Annotated in this window: 15 protein-coding genes; 9 read left to right on the forward strand and 6 right to left on the reverse strand. The window is 39.2% G+C overall.

Annotated elements, in window-relative coordinates; translation table 11 throughout:
- The first annotated feature begins 137 nt into the window (after window positions 1-137).
- Window positions 138-620 (forward strand): hypothetical protein, encoded by a 483-nt coding sequence (locus tag H7U17_RS10395; RefSeq protein WP_186756657.1) that lies wholly within the window; start codon window positions 138-140, stop codon window positions 618-620.
- Window positions 621-655: 35 nt separating this feature from the next.
- Window positions 656-1,420, forward strand: coding sequence for a glycosyltransferase (locus H7U17_RS10400; RefSeq protein ID WP_186756658.1), 765 nt, complete (start codon window positions 656-658; stop codon window positions 1,418-1,420).
- A gap of 58 nt (window positions 1,421-1,478) precedes the next feature.
- Here the strand turns inward: H7U17_RS10400 and H7U17_RS10405 are convergent, their stop codons facing one another.
- On the reverse strand, window positions 1,479-1,931 hold the full coding sequence (locus H7U17_RS10405) for an Lrp/AsnC family transcriptional regulator (protein WP_186756659.1): 453 nt from the start codon (window positions 1,929-1,931) through the stop codon (window positions 1,479-1,481).
- Window positions 1,932-2,100: 169 nt separating this feature from the next.
- Between H7U17_RS10405 and H7U17_RS10410 the strand changes: the two genes are divergently transcribed.
- From H7U17_RS10410 to H7U17_RS10425, 4 genes are all read left to right on the forward strand, one after another.
- Window positions 2,101-3,234 (forward strand): histidine decarboxylase, encoded by a 1,134-nt coding sequence (locus H7U17_RS10410; RefSeq protein WP_186756660.1) that lies wholly within the window; start codon window positions 2,101-2,103, stop codon window positions 3,232-3,234.
- A 311-nt stretch (window positions 3,235-3,545) separates the two neighbouring features.
- Window positions 3,546-4,394 (forward strand): methylated-DNA--[protein]-cysteine S-methyltransferase, encoded by an 849-nt coding sequence (locus H7U17_RS10415; RefSeq protein WP_186756661.1) that lies wholly within the window; start codon window positions 3,546-3,548, stop codon window positions 4,392-4,394.
- 114 nt (window positions 4,395-4,508) lie between these two features.
- Entirely contained in the window at window positions 4,509-5,114 is a 606-nt protein-coding gene (locus tag H7U17_RS10420) for an alpha-ketoglutarate-dependent dioxygenase AlkB family protein (protein WP_186756662.1), read from the forward strand.
- A 203-nt stretch (window positions 5,115-5,317) separates the two neighbouring features.
- Entirely contained in the window at window positions 5,318-6,253 is a 936-nt protein-coding gene (locus H7U17_RS10425) for a hydroxypyruvate isomerase family protein (protein WP_186756663.1), read from the forward strand.
- Window positions 6,254-6,943: 690 nt separating this feature from the next.
- On the opposite strand, the gene H7U17_RS10430 is transcribed toward H7U17_RS10425, so the two are convergent.
- A complete protein-coding gene (locus tag H7U17_RS10430; protein ID WP_186756664.1) occupies window positions 6,944-7,957 on the reverse strand; it encodes a LacI family DNA-binding transcriptional regulator in 1,014 nt (337 codons plus the stop codon).
- A gap of 385 nt (window positions 7,958-8,342) precedes the next feature.
- Between H7U17_RS10430 and uxaC the strand changes: the two genes are divergently transcribed.
- Genes uxaC through uxuA form a run of 3 tightly spaced genes read left to right on the forward strand, consistent with a single transcriptional unit; the run spans window position 8,343 to window position 11,823 of the window.
- Window positions 8,343-9,770: a glucuronate isomerase gene (uxaC, locus tag H7U17_RS10435; protein WP_394353720.1), complete on the forward strand. Its 1,428-nt coding sequence runs from the start codon at window positions 8,343-8,345 to the stop codon at window positions 9,768-9,770.
- A gap of 36 nt (window positions 9,771-9,806) precedes the next feature.
- Entirely contained in the window at window positions 9,807-10,622 is an 816-nt protein-coding gene (locus H7U17_RS10440; protein ID WP_186756666.1) for an SDR family oxidoreductase, read from the forward strand.
- Between the two features lie 19 nt (window positions 10,623-10,641).
- On the forward strand, window positions 10,642-11,823 hold the full coding sequence (uxuA, locus tag H7U17_RS10445) for a mannonate dehydratase (RefSeq protein WP_230981366.1): 1,182 nt from the start codon (window positions 10,642-10,644) through the stop codon (window positions 11,821-11,823).
- A 42-nt stretch (window positions 11,824-11,865) separates the two neighbouring features.
- Here uxuA and H7U17_RS10450 read toward each other — a convergent pair whose 3' ends face one another.
- The 4 genes from H7U17_RS10450 to aqpZ all read right to left on the reverse strand — a co-directional run bounded on the left by H7U17_RS10450 (window position 11,866) and on the right by aqpZ (window position 15,575).
- On the reverse strand, window positions 11,866-12,315 hold the full coding sequence (locus H7U17_RS10450; RefSeq protein WP_186756667.1) for a hypothetical protein: 450 nt from the start codon (window positions 12,313-12,315) through the stop codon (window positions 11,866-11,868).
- Window positions 12,269-13,423: a hypothetical protein gene (locus H7U17_RS10455; protein WP_186756668.1), complete on the reverse strand. Its 1,155-nt coding sequence runs from the start codon at window positions 13,421-13,423 to the stop codon at window positions 12,269-12,271. The genes H7U17_RS10450 and H7U17_RS10455 overlap by 47 nt, the downstream gene beginning before the upstream one ends.
- Window positions 13,424-13,579: 156 nt before the next feature.
- A complete protein-coding gene (locus H7U17_RS10460; protein ID WP_186756669.1) occupies window positions 13,580-14,614 on the reverse strand; it encodes a Gfo/Idh/MocA family protein in 1,035 nt (344 codons plus the stop codon).
- Between the two features lie 274 nt (window positions 14,615-14,888).
- Window positions 14,889-15,575: an aquaporin Z gene (gene aqpZ / locus H7U17_RS10465; protein ID WP_186756670.1), complete on the reverse strand. Its 687-nt coding sequence runs from the start codon at window positions 15,573-15,575 to the stop codon at window positions 14,889-14,891.
- Between the last annotated feature and the right edge of the window lie 47 nt (window positions 15,576-15,622).

Here is a 15,622-nt window from a genome sequence, read left to right on the forward strand (position 1 = left end):
AACTTGATGATTGGAACTTTTACCTTGTTATATCTGCACGATAAATAGGAAGTCTGTTTTATAAGAAATGGCTAACTTGCGAATTATTTATTTTGTACGAGGCATTTTACTGTCCAGATTTACCAACCACACAACCAATGCATACTACAGATCTAAAGTGGGCCTTCTTTTCATATGGCCATAACTTAGGAGACTTTACGCGTGCCTTAGAAACCGCAAAAGGCATGAAAAGTACCGGTGCTAAAGTTAAGTTTTTTAATCATGGTGGTGTTCATAACCATATGATTGCAACTGCGGGAATCGATGAAGAAGATCTTCGGCCTGAGTTATCCTGGGAACAGCATAAGATCATAATGGACATCAATCGCTACAAAGCCAAAGTAGGGACTCCCCTTCCCCTTACAACCGATCAATGGATCCGCATGGCTGAAGCTGATTTAGAAGCATTGGCAGCATACCAACCGGACGGAGTTTATGCAGGCCTTAACCTTAGTTGTATGATCTCAATTCCCTATGCAAAACTTCCTATGGTTACACAGGTTCCTACCGTCAACTGCCCTGCTTTCATCCATCAGGAAATGTATAATTGCCCAATACCATGGAAAGAAATTTCTTTATGAGAAGGGTCATGCCTGATTTCATTAAACGAAAAATCATGAAACGGGTCCTTCTTAAAGATGCTGCTAAAGCTTCCCTGACAACCTTTAATGAGGCTAGAAAACATTTTGGCCTCCAGCCAATTTATAACATCACCGATCTAGTCAGAGGAGATATTACCCTTTTACCTGACATGCCTATTTTAAGTGGCTTAAAAGAGGAAGATCTCAACCAAGGATATTATTACTCTGGGCCCATTTTTTCTAAAATGGAAATCCCATTACCTGAAGAAGTCACTAAGGTATTTTCTGGACCAGGACTGAATATTTTTTGTTCCTTAGGAAGTTCAGGTTTTCCTGAAACCCTTCGTTTGATCATAGCAACGCTCAAGGAAAAAGAAGACTTTAATATCGTCTGTAGCACCACTACTATTTTAGATCCTAAAGAATTGGGTATTCCATCCGATCGCTTTTATGCTTGTCGCTTTCTTCCAGCTCATCTAGTCAATGAAATGGCTGACATAGCAGTTATTCATGGTGGGCAAGGTACTGTCCAAACTGCAGCTTGGGCCGGCACTCCTGTCGTAGGAATTGGTTTTCAAGCTGAACAACAAGCTAACCTTGATGGGCTTGCCCGTTCTGGCATGGCCGTTCGAATCCCTATTTATGATGTTACTCCCAAAAGCTTATTGAAAGCTGTTCGTAAGGTTACATCAGAAAAATTTATTGACAATGCATCCAAAATCAAAGCAATGGTAAGGGCTACCAATGGTGTCGAGAAAACAGTCCAGATCATGAATGACTTTATCTTGGGTCGCCTTTAGTAATATTCATCATCTTAGGTAGATCAACCTTTATTAGTCCTCCCTTGCTCCAAGCTATTTAAAAAGAATAGGCAGTGTTTTCCTTAATGGAATGCATCACAAAAGCACTGTGGATGGTGGAAATACCATCTACTACAATTAATTTTTCATTGATAAAATGATGGAAAGCATGGATATCATCCACCACTACTTTTAACAAAAAATCATAGTTGCCTGAAACATGGTGACACTCCATCACCTCAGGAAAGGACAGTACTTTTTCATTAATATCTTCCAACAGTCCCTTTTGATGGCGGGCCATTGTAATCTGACAGTAAGCCTCTATTTCCTTTCCTATTTTAATTCGATCAACTAAGGCTACATAAGTCTTAATGACACCTTGCTTTTCCAGCTTTTTGATTCGCTCATAGGTTGGGGTAACACTTAAGCCAATCTTACTGGCTATTTCCTTAGTATTCTGCTTGGCATTCCGCTGTAGTTCTGCCAATATCTTCTTATCAACTTTGTCCATTACTAGATTTTATTATCTGATTCCGAAACCAACGAACAGGTTTAACAGTTATTTTTAACTATAAAATTACATATAATAGTTTATTTTTCTAATAAAATACACACAAGGAGGCCAAACATCTATTTTTTGTAATTTTACATCAAGTTATAAAGAGCAAAAAGCACGAATTATGATCAATGAACCTACTGATAAAGAACAACTTCAACATCTATTACAAAGGATAAAACAACAGAGCAAATCCCTTTTAGGATATCCTGTTGCTAAGGACTTTAATTACGGACCATTGTTGGAATTCTTAAATTACCCTATCAATAATGTAGGCGATCCTTTTGAAGAAACCACCACTTATAAGGTACAGACCTGTGATATGGAGAGGGAAGTGATCAACTTTTTTGCACAACGTTTCAGGGCTAAGCAGAAGGATTATTGGGGGTATGTAACCAATGGAGGTTCAGAAAGTAATCTTTATGGACTCTATATTGCCAGGGAAATGTACCCCAAAGGAATGGTATATTATTCTGAATCGACACATTATAGCGTTAAAAAAAATATTCATTTGCTAAACATCCCCAGTATCGTGATCAGATCACAGGAAAACGGGGAAATCGATTATGATGATCTTGAGCAGACTCTACGGTTCAACCGTCATATGCCGGCCATCATCTTGACAACTTTTGGAACCACCATGAAAGAAGCCAAGGATGATGTTTCCAAGGTGAAGCAAATCCTAAAAAAACTGGCAATTCAGGATCACTATATCCATTGTGATGCTGCGCTTTCAGGTGCATTTGGGGCGTTTATGGAACCTCGCATTCCATTTGACTTCCAAGATGGATCAGACAGTATTTCCATCAGTGGGCATAAATTCATCGGCTCGCCAATTCCTTGTGGAGTAATCGTTACCAAGCGATCTTATAAGGACCGTATTGCCAAGGGTATTTCCTATATAGGCTCCATGGATACCACCATTACTGGCTCAAGAAATGGACTCAGCCCACTATTCCTCTGGTATGCCATCAAATCAATGGGGATTGAAGGATTGAAAGCACGTTATTTCCACAGTCTTGAAGTGGCTCAATATTGCATAGGGGAATTGAAAAAAATCGGAATTGAAGCTTGGTCAAACCCCGGGGCCATTACGGTGATCCTGCCCAAACTTTCTGATCATATCAAAAACAAATGGCAGCTAGCAACGGAGGATGATATTACCCATGTCATCTGCATGCCAAATGTTACCAAAGAACAAATCGATGAATTTATCCGTGATCTCGTTAAGGAACAGGAAACCATCTTGGTTGAATAAGTAAAATAAGTTTAGACCAAAGCCTATTTACCGCATGGAAGTCAGTAAATAGGCTTTTTTTCTCCAGCATCATTAGAGTCCCTTTTTTTATAAAACAATCTCTTAAAGATGGTATAAAATGCGGCCAGAATCGCTTCAACCAGTATTGCCATGATTAATTAATTTTATAGAACCAATATAAACAAAACGAAGAAATAATGACAGGGTTCTTAGTTTCAAATGCCTAACATTTTCGTTTGTTAGAATAGCAATTTTCGGGTGGTGCTATATTGGATTACTTATTACTTTTGGTCCATATGGAATAACCAGTTATGCAAAACCAGGAAAAAATCACATACCAAAGGGTTGCTGAAGCACTTCAATACCTACAGGAAAACTTCAAAAAACAGCCCAGATTGAATGAATTGGCTGGGGAAGCTAACCTAAGCCCATTCCATTTTCAACGCGTCTTTACAGAATGGGCAGGTGTAAGTCCGAAGAAGTTCCTTCAATATATAAGCTTGGGACATGCCAAAAAGATACTCAGAGAAACCAATACCAACCTTTTGGATGCCAGTGTGGAAACTGGACTTTCAGGAGCTGGAAGGTTGCATGATCTCTTTGTCAATATTGAAGGAATGACACCTGGAGAATATAAAAATGGTGGCGCCAACTTACAGATCAATTATAGTTTTGCGGAAACTCCCTTTGGTGAAATTCTGGTAGCCTCCACCCCAAAAGGAATTTGCCATATGGCTTTTCTGGAAGATGAGTCTTATACAATAGAGGGTTTAGTTAGCCGTTTCCCCAATGCCAGTTTCAAAAATCAAGAAGACCAGATACAGCAAAATGCACTGTGCATCTTTCAGCAAGACTGGACCAAGATCGATCAAATCAAACTCCACCTCAAGGGAAGTGACTTTCAACTAAAGGTTTGGGAAAGTCTCTTAAAAATCCCCATGGGTAAACTCACAACTTATGGACAAATAGCAGAGGAAATTGACAATCCCAATGCATCCCGAGCTGTGGGGACTGCCATTGGAAGTAATCCCGTAGCCTTCTTGATCCCCTGTCATAGGGTCATTCAAGCCAGTGGCATCTTTGGAGGCTATATGTGGGGTCCCATTCGAAAAACCGCTATTATAGGTTGGGAAGCAGCAATGATAGACAAAAGACGTTAGATTAAAGTATCCTGAAACAGCATGAAGTCATCATTCCTCCTCCCTAGCACTTAATGATTCAAATTTACCTCTTCTGACTTCAAACTTCCCACTTCAAACCTCGTACTTCAAATCATGGACCTATTTAATCAAAACAGCCTTCAAAACCTGCTCCCATATGACGGGACTGTACATTACTATGGAAAAATCCTCAGTGAGCAACAATCTCATTTTTTCTTTGAAAGACTAATGTCCAATATTGAATGGCGCCATGATGAGGCCATTATCTATGGTAAACATTATACCACCAAAAGAAAAGTCGCTTGGTATGGGGACAGGCCCTATGACTACACCTATTCCAATACCACCAAACAGGCACTTCCCTGGACCGAAGAACTAAAACAATTGAAAATATTGGTAGAAGATAAAGCTGGTGTAGCATTCAATTCTTGCCTATTGAACCTTTATCATGACGGATCAGAGGGGATGGCATATCACAGTGACAGCGAAAAATCCTTAGGGGAAAATACGGTAATTACCTCCCTTAGCTTGGGAGCAGAACGAAAATTCACATTCAAACATAAAATCAACAAACAAACTATTTCTACGGTATTGGAAAACGGTAGTCTCCTAGTCATGCGCGGTGCTACCCAAAGCCATTGGTTACATCGGCTCCCTCCGACTAAAAAGGTTACTCGCCCAAGAATCAGCATGACTTTTAGAACCATTGTAGATCAATAAACTTAATCCATAGCCATATAAATCGCCCTTCAAAATTTCAACGAAGCACAATACAATAGCTCAAAACCAATAATAACTTTTTCAGTCAATCATAAAAGAATTCCCTTGTGTAAGGCTTTATTCCTATATATATTAGTCGGATTTTGAAATTGAAGTTAGCGACTGAAAAACCTTAATAATATCTGCACAAATAATTATTCAATATGAAAAACCATAATAACCAAAGAAGAAGTTTTTTAAAAAATGCAGCACTTGGTGGAGCACTGGCCTCATTTACTGGAGGGATCTCTATCGCTGAAGCTAGCCAACATGAAAGCTTGAAAAGAAGGGCCTTTAATATGAATTATGCCCCACATTTTGGTATGTTTAAAAACCATGCTGGCAACGATTATGTAGACCAGATCAATTTTATGGCCGAGCAGGGATTCCCTGCAATGGAGGATAATGGCTTAATGAAAAGATCCTCAGAAGACCAAAAACGCATTGGCGCAGCCTTGGAAAAAAACAATATGACCATGGGCGTTTTTGTGATCGATCCAGGATTCAACTGGAAAGTAGGATTGACCACTGGCAAAGAGGAGTTTAAGGAAGCTTTTGTAAAGGAATGTGAGAAAGCTGTTGAAGTCGCTAAAATCGTCAATGCCAAATGGATGACAGTGGTACCAGGATACTTTGAAAGAAGGCTGCCGCTGGATCAACAAACAGCGCATGTCATCGATGCTTACAGGAGGGCTGCCGAAGTTTTTGAACCCCATGGATTAACCATGGTAATGGAGCCATTGAGTGATAATCCTGATCTATTTTTAAGACATTCCAATCAAGGTCATTTGATCTGTAAGGCAGTAGACAGCCCTGCCTGTAAAATCCTATATGATATCTATCATATGCAAAGAAACGAAGGAGACCTCATCAAAAACATGCAATTATGCTGGGAGGAAATTGCCTATATCCAGATTGGGGATAATCCAGGGCGTAAAGAGCCGGGCACAGGAGAAATCAATTATAAAAATGTATTCAAATGGATAGATGCCCAAGGATTCAAAGGTGTTTGTGGCATGGAGCATGGAAATGCTTCTCCAGGAAAAGAAGGAGAAATAGCTTTAATCAAAGCCTATCATGAAGCCGATGCTTTCAAATAAAAACTCCTAAATCAAAAATAAAATCCCGGGACAAAATCCCGGGATTTTTACTTTGTTAATATTCATTTGGGAATTGAACTTATTTATACAAAGTATCTTTTTTATCTATGTTTTGTACCAAAACCTTTATCAATATCAATGCCACAATATAGGATAGCGATGCAATGATGAATATGAGAAAATATCCCCAATTCACTAATATCGATCCTACATGAGCAGCAATTATTGCTCCACCCACAATGCACTTTACATCCCAGCAAGCCTCACTAAAGAACCAACTTCTCGCTATGGGAAAAAATCTAAAGACATGGTCAATAGATTCGAAGACCATCCCTGATGGGCAGCTGCAGCAATGGCAACCAATACAATGACTATATAAATATTGGAAATCCTAGCCGCAAAAATCAATGGTAGCTCTAACAATGCACATATTAAAAATGTGGTTTTCCTACTCCTGTTGACTGAACAACCCTTGCTGATCATTTTACCGGACAACCGACCAAAGAGAATACTACCCCTATCAGATATGAAATATATGAAAATAAAAGGCAAGACCAATCCCGATAAATCTAATTTGTAATCCAAAGCATCATTACTGTTAAAAAAGTCAGGCAACCATGTAAGGTAAAACCACCAAGTGGACTAAGACATAATAATCAATCACTTTACTAAAATATCATAAAGCCATTTTCATTTTGAGGACTTCCTAATATCCAATTTGGATGGCAGAACCACAATCTCATCCTTAAAATCCGGGGTATTTCTCTTGGTCAATTTATTCATCAATAAACTGGCTGCCTGCCTACCAAATTCATGGGTGGGCTGGGAAATGGTGGTCAGACTGGGGTTCAAAAGATCCGCTATCTTCATATTAGAAAAACTAACCAACCTTAAATCATCTGGCATATTCAATTTAAGCTCACCAGCCACGTAATAGGTCGTAATAGCTAACTTTTCCACGGCCGCCAATACACCATCTGGCCTATGTTCTCCATTTAAGAACTCTTTTATCAATTGGTGGTTATAATGATCATCTTTACCACACATTAAAATCAGATCTTCATTCTTCTCCAAACCATTGTCCTTAAGTGCATCAGTATATCCCCTTAACCTCTGCTGACTAATGGATATTTCTTTGGAAAGCAATAAGAAAGCAATCCTTTTGCATCCTTGCTCTATCAAATGCTGGGTAGCCTCATAACCACTTTCATAACCATTTGTAACAAATTTAGTAGTAGGAATACTGTCACAAATCCTATCAAAAAAAATCAATGGAATACCTTTCTGATAAACTCGCATCAAATGCTCGGTTTCCTTGGTTTGATGCGAAACGGACATCATTATGCCATCCACTCTCCCATTGAGCAGGTGGGTTACAATCTCTTTTTCTCTCTCCACATTTTCATGTGTATGATAGACCAACAAATGATAACCAAACTGCTGGGTAATTTCTTCCACTCCTTCTATGACCTGGGAAAAAAAATTATTGACCAGATCGGGAATGATCATCGCAATAGTTTTACTTCTATGTTCTCTTAAACTTCTGGCAAAAGGATTGGGTTGGTAGTTCATTTTATCGGCCATGGCCAAAACCCTTTTCTTGGTTTTTTCACTTATCTCATGGCTATCATTGAGTGCCCTAGAAACTGTAGATGGTGCCAGCTGAAGTGCTTCTGCCAACATTTTGATGTTTACTCCACTCATAATTCAGTTGCAAAATATTTATTCCAACATCAAATTTAAACTAATTCCTCAATTCATCTCAGCCCTGAAATAATTAATTCAATCAAAATGATATACTGTACTTTGCTCATCCGATTGAATACGAAATCGATTCCGTGATTAAAGTGGCTTAATTGCTTAAAAAACCAACAAACATTAGCTATTATTACTTATTGAAATGACGCTTCTAATGGCGATTTAGACGGTTTCAAAAATCTTATTTTATAAACCCCTTTTGAATCAATATTTCTTCTTTAATCAGGGGATAAGTCTGTACCAATTCCAATCATTGTTTTGGATTATCCCTTTAATAATTAGAAGAACCAGACAGCAGCTTTTCAAAAATTAAAGTGAATATTTAAATATGATGAATACCACCCAAACAACATCTAGCTCAAAATTTATTCAAGGGGATTTTTTGCTTCAATCTGATATGGCCAAAGTGCTATACCATGATTATGCTAAAGAAATGCCCATCATAGATTACCACTGCCACCTTTCACCTAAGGACTTAGCGGAAAACAGAAAATTTGAAAATATCTCCCAGATTTGGCTAGCTGGCGACCATTATAAATGGCGTGCCATGAGAGCCCTTGGTATCAATGAAAAATATATTACTGGAAACGGTACTGATAAGGAGAAGTTTGAAAAATGGGCTTATACGGTACCTTATACCATGAGGAACCCTCTTTACCATTGGACACATCTTGAGCTCTTGCGATATTTCGGAATTGATGAGCTGTTAACAGCAGATAATGCCGCTGAGGTCTATCTTGAAACTACCCGTCAGTTGCAACAGGATTCCCATAATACCCAGTCACTATTGACTGGCATGAATGTAGAAACAGTTTGTACTACCGATGATCCTGCTGACGATTTGGAATACCACCAAAAAGCAGCAAAGGATGGTATGTCTATTGGACTTTTCCCTACTTTCCGCCCTGATAAATCCTTTGCGGTAGAAGATCCAAATAGCTATATCAGTTATCTGGAGGAACTGTCGGCCGTAAGTCATATCCAGATTGACAGTCATGAAAAATTAATGGCAGCCCTGGAAAGTCGAATTGCCTATTTCCACGAAAACGGCGGCAGATTGGCCGATCATGGTTTTGAGCAGCTTTACTTCTACCCTATGGGCACTTATGATATTGAGGTCCTTTTCAGTAAAGTTACTTCTGGCGAGCATATCAGTAAGGATGAAACAGCCTACTTTAAGTTTGTAACCCTCATTGAGCTTTGCAGGCTCTACCATGCCAAAGGATGGACACAACAGTTCCATTTGGGAGCACTGAGAAACACCAATGAAAGGATGCTGTCTACACTTGGACCAGATACAGGCTTTGATTCTATCGGAGACTTCAGCCAGGCAAAAGCACTTTCCCAATTCTTAAATGAACTGGACAAAAGCGACCAACTTTGCAAAACCATATTGTATAATCTCAACCCAAGGGACAATGAGGTAATGGCCACCATGGCTGGTAATTTCAATGATGGCTCAGTCCGCGGAAAAGTGCAGTTTGGCTCAGGCTGGTGGTACCTTGACCAAAAAGACGGCATGGAAAAGCAGATGAATGCCCTTTCCAATATGGGGCTATTAAGCTGTTTCGTAGGGATGTTGACTGACTCGAGAAGCTTTCTTTCCTTTCCACGTCATGAATATTTCAGAAGAACGCTTTGTAACCTCTTGGGTAATGATGTGGCTAATGGAGAATTACCAGCTGATGAAAAATGGTTGGGCAAAATGGTACAGGATATTTGTTACCACAATGCTAAAAACTATTTCAATTTCCAATAATCTTCAATTAACAATCTCTTTAAATCTATAATACATATGTCTGCACTATTTTCTGTAAAAGACAAAATCATATTAATAAGTGGCGCTACAGGTGTCTTGGGGAACCAAATCACCCAATACCTAGCTAAAGAAGGTGCCCAGATAATCGTACTGGGAAGAACTCCTAAAAAAGTAGATGAGCTGGTCAACAAAATCAAAAACAATGGCGGAAAAGCCCATGCCTTATTAGCAGATGTAACCAATGAAGAAGCGCTACTCGCAGCCAAAAACGAAGTGGAAAAAGAATTTGGCAAAATTGATGTTTTAATTAATGCAGCAGGCGGGAATATGCCTGGAGCAATTGTAACGCCAGATCAAAAAATCACAGACTTACAGATTGCAGAAGTAAAAAAGGTAATGGACCTCAATTATTTGGGCACCTTGATGCCCACACAGGTGTTCACCCCTTTATTATTGAAAAATCCAGAAGCTAGCATCATCAATATTTCCTCAATGGCTGCATCAAGGCCTATGACAAGGGTAATAGGCTATGCATCTGCTAAAGCTGCTATTGACAATCTCACCAAATGGCTATCTGTTGAGTTTTGTCAAAAATATGGCAAGCAATACCGTGTAAATGCCATTGCTCCTGGTTTTTTTCTGACCGAACAAAACAGGGCTTTATTGACTCAAGAAGACGGTAGTTTGACCGACCGAGGAAACCAAATAATCAGTCATACACCAATGGACCGGTTTGGAAACCCAGAGGATCTATTCGGCGCGGTAGGATTCCTATGCAGCGATGCTTCTAAATTTGTTACCGGAACAATCATCCCCGTAGATGGTGGTTTTAGTGCCTATAGTGGGGTATAATCTATAGAATAAGCTAAAAATGAAAGCAATAAAAAAAATGGAGCAAACCATGAGATGGTATGGTCCCAATGACCCAGTAAGCTTATCAGATATCAGGCAGGCCGGAGCAACTGGTATAGTTTCAGCTTTGCACCATCTTCCCAATGGAGTGGTTTGGAGCCGAGAGGAAATCAAAAAAAGAAAAGATACCATCGAAGCTGCAGGTTTAACTTGGTCTGTAGTGGAGAGTATTCCTGTCCATGAAAATATCAAAACGAGAAGTGGCAATTTCAAGGAATATATAGAGAACTATAAACAATCCATAGAGAACCTGGCAGCAGAAGGCGTACATACCGTTTGTTATAATTTTATGCCTGTTTTGGATTGGACCAGAACGGACCTGGCTTATGAGCTGGACAATGGTGCCAAAGCCCTGAGGTTTGAGCTACAGGCCTTAGCAGCCTTTGACCTTTTTATCCTGAAGCGACCAAATGCAGCAGCATCCTACTCTCAGGAAATTGTTCAAAAAGCCGAAAAGTATTTCGAAAGTCTTAGTGAAGATGCAAAGCAATTGCTTACCAATAATATCATTGCTGGGCTTCCTGGTGCTGAGGAAGGCTATTCTGTAGAGGATTTCCAGAAAGTTTTGGACACCTATGATGGCATAGATGAAAAAGTATTAGCAGAAAACTTAAAGCTGTTCTTGGATGAAATCATCCCCGTAGCAGAAAAAAACAGGGTTTTCATGGCCATACATCCAGATGACCCACCCTTTGCCATGTTTGGATTGCCTAGGGTAATGAGTACCATCAATGACGTCGAAAGGCTGCTTACAGATAATGGAAGTGATTATAATGGCATTACATTTTGCACAGGTTCTTTCGGTGTGAGAGCAGATAATGACTTACCGCAAATCATTAGAGACTGGGGAAATCATATCCACTTTATCCACCTTAGAAGTACCCAAAGAGATGCAGAAGGCAATTTCCATGAAGCCAACCACCTAGAAGGTGATGTACCGATGATTGAAGTGATTCAGGAATTGATCAAGGTACAGGCCAGAAGGCAAAAATCATTGCCTATGCGACCTGACCATGGCCATCAGATGTTGGATGATTTAAGAAAAACCACTAACCCTGGCTATACTGGGATCGGCCGCCTTAAGGGGCTGGCCGAACTCAGGGGCTTGGAATTAGGATTGATATATAGCATGAAGCAATAAAAAGAGCAGGGTTTAGGCCCTGCCCTTTTGCATGAAAGGTAATTATTTACACTCTGCTAGGTCTTTTGCAAAATCCCAATAATGCTTGAAACCAGAATTATCCAATTCAATTTTCTCATTTTCAGTGATCATTACTGGGTACCCCTCCACATAGCCCTCCAAAGTATTATCCGTATCCAAGATAACATTCGGAGCGTCCACCTCTTCATATCCAAAATCAATTTTTAGCTTTTTAAGATCTTGAATCTTGGTAAATACGATGCTGAAACAACTTGAATTCAAGTGTTCTTTTGCAAAGCGTTTTCCTTGACTAATACAACCCGAACATCCATATTGAGGAATGACTAAGGTATATTTAGAATCTATTTGAAAGTCCTTTAAATCAGATCCATCATCACATGAAATCAAGGGAAGAAAGAGCAAAACAAGTAAAAATGATAATATCTTAAAATTCTGGATAATCATACTGATCAAAGACCATTTGATCTTCATTATCTTGGTGGTCAAAAGAGTAAACATAAAAGTGATCTTCATCAAAGAAAATAAATCGTTCATCAATATTTTTCAGGTAAATGGTGCCCAGATGCTGATGATCTGACTGTCCAAAAAACATCAAGGCCTTATTAATGGCATAGCCCCTTTCATTATGGATTTGTGGATCATAATTGGGAATGCCCAAATAAGCTGACCTAACGACCATATCCTTTTCATCCACGGAAAATATAGAATTATACGCTCCCTGCTGGGAAATATAGGTCGCTTGGGAGTTTTTCATCATATCTGAGGCTTCCTTATAGCTTTGCATTTCTATAAAGGGCTGAAGGTTTTCGTCTTTGGCATAAAAAGCTTCCATTTTCCCATTGTTTACATCTTTGGCATAAATCGAATCCGCATTGGGAAAGCTATAATATATCGTATGGTTTTCCTTACTATATGCCCTTCCTGGACTGTGTCGATTTGTCGAATAATAAACTCCAGGCTTATAGACTCCTTTGGGATATAGGGTAGTCCGTTCTACCTTCTTGGACTTTAAATCCAAATGCAGGTCAGTTCGCATATTTTCCTTATATGCTTCTTGATAATTTTCTATAAAGCCTCCAAAGGATATAATACTATCATTGATCAAAAAAGGCTTAGAAAACTGATATACCTGAGGACGTAAGGTCCTATCATCAGGAAACTCCTTCCTAAAACGAAAAACCGGAGCAAAATCTCCACTTTCCTTACCAACAAATAAATCCGACCCTCTTGCTACCATAAATATGGAGTCTGGATTATGAAAATAAAAACCTGTGTTATACTCTCCAATGCGAATCGGCATTGCCTCACTATTGGGAAAAGAAAACTCTTTTACCTTTTTTCCCGAATAAAAGTCAAAAACCACAAACCGATTGCCAAATGGAGACAGAATATAAAGCAGTTTCTTCCCATTTACCTCTTCCAATTGCATATGATGAACAGCATTGGGTGTCAGGGAGTCCAATTCAAAAACCAGGTCACCTGATTTTTTATCATAGTATTCAAAGGAGCCCTCTTTCGATCCACAGGAAAACAACAAGGCTAAAAGAAGAAAGAACAACAAACAATTAATATGCTTCATAATAGATATTAATTTAAAAGTGAATTAACAAAAACTTAAGTAAATAGTTATAAAACTAAAAGATTAATAAATATAATCTTCTAAGCCAGAAAATCAAAAATTACTTATCAACTATGATAGCCGTCTGTGTCCTCTATATGAAATAATATAGTTAACTTAATTAATATTTATTGCCATATTTTTTCCTTCCTCTGAACTCCTATAAATACCCTTTATCAATGCCAGAGATTGCTTGGCAACTTCACCAGTGATTAATGGCTCACCATTCTCCCTTATTGCACTTACCATATCCTCGATCTGCAATTGATGGAGATAATGCCCTATAGCCATAGGATCGGCAGCGCCACTGGCCTTTTCAACATGGGGATTTTCTAGCCGATTTTCTTCACCTTGAATATTCCAGGCGACAATTTTTCCGGCTTCCAAAATCACACTTCCATGAGTACCATAAACCTCCAATCTCTCTGGATAGCCAGGATACAAGGAGGTACCAGCGGTTATGTTACCCATTGCTCCATTTTTAAAGTTAATAAGTGCTGAAGCTAGATCTTCACCTTCAATTGTATGCATGGCTGTTTTTACCTGACCATACACATCATCCACCTCCCCCATAATATCCAATAATAGATCAATGGTATGAATTCCCTGGTTGATCAAGGCACCTCCTCCATCTCCCTTCAATGTTCCTTTCCAATCACTGCTTTTATAATAATCTTCATTTCGAAACCACTTTATATAAGCATTGCCCATCAGTAATTTTCCAAGTTTTCCTTCCTGAACAGCCTGCTTTAATTGATGGTAACCTTCATTAAAACGATTTTGAAAGACTACTCCTAGAATTACTCCATTTTGTTGGCAAGCCTGAATCATCTTATCAGCTCTCTCAAGGTTAATCTCTATAGGCTTCTCTACCAAAATATGCTTTTTATATTGGGCAGCTTTGATGGCCGCTTCCATATGATGACCACTGGCCGTACAGATACAAACTGCATCAAGTTCTGGGGTTTCTAAAAACTTATCCAAATCATCATATGCAGCAACCTTAAATTTATTCCCTGCACTTTTTGCCCTATCCTCACTAGAGCTACACACCGCTATCAGTTCTGCAGTATCACTTGCTGCAATAGCAGCAGCATGCTGACCCGCAATGGCCCCAGTTCCTATAATCCCAAATTTGATAATTTGCTCCATATTTAATGATCATTAAAAGTTCATAGATAGCATGATCAAACTAAATTAATAAGGAAGATTTACTAAAGCTTTTTTTGGGCGTCATTTTTCATAAAAAAACAGCGTAAAAAGTGAGTTGTATCGATATACCAAATTGTAAAGTTTGATATGACCTCAACTCCATTTTAATAAACTTTACTGCAACTATATGACCTCTGATGAAAATTGCACATAAAAGCCCTGAAATAAATTCCAAGGCCTAAAAATATCGAGTTCATTCAAACAAAGAAAAAGCCTATTCTTCTGTTGGCAATAATACCTTATAGACCCAACCAGCCAAAATGGCTCCAATAATCGGAGCAAGCCAAAACAACCAAAGTTGACCAACGGCCCAGTCCTGTACAAAAATAGCTTGGCTGGTACTCCTAGCAGGGTTCACAGAAGTATTGGTCACAGGGATGCTGATCAAATGTATTAAGGTCAAACACAAGCCTATCGCCACTCCTGCCAAGTACTTGGGAGCTTTGGGGTGGGTTGCTCCCATGATGACAATAAGAAAGATAAAGGTCATCACAATTTCTGTGATTAGAGCCGCCGTCATCCCAAATCCATGGGGCGAATGCTCACCATATCCATTGGCTGCAAAGCCTCCCAACTCAAACCCGGCATGATCTGAAGCTATTAAATACAATATTCCGGCACCCGCAATTCCCCCCAAAACCTGGGCAATTATATAAGGAAATAAGTCTTTTGAAGGGAACCTACCTCCTGCCCAAAGCCCCAAAGACACTGCCGGGTTAAGGTGACATCCTGAGATATGCCCAATCGCATAAACCATAGTTAAAACGGTCAATCCAAATGCCAAGGCAACGCCGGCATATCCAATTCCTACACCAGGAATTCCTGCAGCCAAAACAGCACTGCCACAACCTCCAAGTACTAACCAGAAGGTCCCAATAAATTCTGCAACAAAGTTTTTCATTTAGTTTGTGGTTAATGTGAGTGAAAAATTTCTCGTGTGATTAATAA

The organism is Echinicola salinicaeni (genome assembly GCF_014280965.1).
In the GTDB taxonomy this organism is placed as follows: domain Bacteria; phylum Bacteroidota; class Bacteroidia; order Cytophagales; family Cyclobacteriaceae; genus Echinicola; species Echinicola salinicaeni.

What these genes read in the sequence shown, in the direction of transcription:
- H7U17_RS10395 (WP_186756657.1), top strand. Translation starts at nt 138, where the DNA reads ATGCATACTACAGATCTAAAGTGGGCCTTCTTTTCATATGGCCATAAC.
- H7U17_RS10400 (WP_186756658.1), top strand. Translation starts at nt 656, where the DNA reads ATGAAACGGGTCCTTCTTAAAGATGCTGCTAAAGCTTCCCTGACAACC.
- H7U17_RS10405 (WP_186756659.1), bottom strand. Translation starts at nt 1,931, where the DNA reads ATGGACAAAGTTGATAAGAAGATATTGGCAGAACTACAGCGGAATGCC.
- H7U17_RS10410 (WP_186756660.1), top strand. Translation starts at nt 2,101, where the DNA reads ATGATCAATGAACCTACTGATAAAGAACAACTTCAACATCTATTACAA.
- H7U17_RS10415 (WP_186756661.1), top strand. Translation starts at nt 3,546, where the DNA reads ATGCAAAACCAGGAAAAAATCACATACCAAAGGGTTGCTGAAGCACTT.
- H7U17_RS10420 (WP_186756662.1), top strand. Translation starts at nt 4,509, where the DNA reads ATGGACCTATTTAATCAAAACAGCCTTCAAAACCTGCTCCCATATGAC.
- H7U17_RS10425 (WP_186756663.1), top strand. Translation starts at nt 5,318, where the DNA reads ATGAAAAACCATAATAACCAAAGAAGAAGTTTTTTAAAAAATGCAGCA.
- H7U17_RS10430 (WP_186756664.1), bottom strand. Translation starts at nt 7,957, where the DNA reads ATGAGTGGAGTAAACATCAAAATGTTGGCAGAAGCACTTCAGCTGGCA.
- uxaC (WP_394353720.1), top strand. Translation starts at nt 8,343, where the DNA reads ATGAATACCACCCAAACAACATCTAGCTCAAAATTTATTCAAGGGGAT.
- H7U17_RS10440 (WP_186756666.1), top strand. Translation starts at nt 9,807, where the DNA reads ATGTCTGCACTATTTTCTGTAAAAGACAAAATCATATTAATAAGTGGC.
- uxuA (WP_230981366.1), top strand. Translation starts at nt 10,642, where the DNA reads ATGAAAGCAATAAAAAAAATGGAGCAAACCATGAGATGGTATGGTCCC.
- H7U17_RS10450 (WP_186756667.1), bottom strand. Translation starts at nt 12,315, where the DNA reads ATGAAGATCAAATGGTCTTTGATCAGTATGATTATCCAGAATTTTAAG.
- H7U17_RS10455 (WP_186756668.1), bottom strand. Translation starts at nt 13,423, where the DNA reads ATGAAGCATATTAATTGTTTGTTGTTCTTTCTTCTTTTAGCCTTGTTG.
- H7U17_RS10460 (WP_186756669.1), bottom strand. Translation starts at nt 14,614, where the DNA reads ATGGAGCAAATTATCAAATTTGGGATTATAGGAACTGGGGCCATTGCG.
- aqpZ (WP_186756670.1), bottom strand. Translation starts at nt 15,575, where the DNA reads ATGAAAAACTTTGTTGCAGAATTTATTGGGACCTTCTGGTTAGTACTT.